Below are 651 nucleotides of genomic sequence, written 5' to 3'. Positions count from 1 at the left end.
CTCCAGCTTGGCCAGGGGCACGAAGCTGTCGGGCTCGTAGAGGTATTCGCTCAGGCGTGAGCCACGGATTTCCCCGGCGAGCAGGTCGCCGTCGTAGAGGAAGGTGGTGCGCCCGAAGGCATCGTGCTTGTCGATGCGCCGGCCGAGCGCGTCGTAGCGGTAGCGCGTGGTCTGGACGGTGGCGGCAGGCTCTGGCTGCGCGTTCGAACCGGCGGTCTTCGGGCCGGGCCTGTCGTGGTAGCGCGTGACCGTGGATTCGAGCATCTGGTGCTCGGCGCTGTAGCGAAAGCGCTGCACGGTGTGCCAGCCGATGCGGCGCTCCACGATGTTGCCGTGCAGGTCGTACTGGAAACGCAGGTCTTGGTAGACGGCGAGCCGGTTGGTGGGCACCTGTTCGCGTTCACTGTTGGCGCCGCCGCTGCTGAGGTCTCCACCACGGTTGGGGTTGAGCAGGTTGCCTGCGGGGTCGAATGCGAAGGTTTCCAGGTTCCGGCCCGAGGTGGGCAATCCACCTGCAGCGTTTTTCTGGGCGGCGAGGATGCGGCCCAGGGCGTCGTAGCGGTACTGGCTGTCGCCGCGCAGGCCGTCGCGCGTGGCGACGAGGTTGCCTGTGGGGTCGTACTGGTACAGGCGGGCGATGCGCTGGCCGGA

General features: G+C 67.7%; 1 pseudogene. It reads right to left on the bottom strand.

The window, feature by feature from the left end:
* Positions 1 to 651 (bottom strand): annotated as a pseudogene (locus PO605_RS30885) (type IV secretion protein Rhs); the annotation flags it as partial.

The sequence above is a fragment of the Delftia sp. DT-2 genome (genome assembly GCF_028401915.1).
Lineage (GTDB): Bacteria > Pseudomonadota > Gammaproteobacteria > Burkholderiales > Burkholderiaceae_C > Comamonas > Comamonas tsuruhatensis.
The sequence above is the reverse complement of the archived record's forward strand: the minus strand, read 5'-3'. Positions and strand labels throughout refer to the sequence as shown.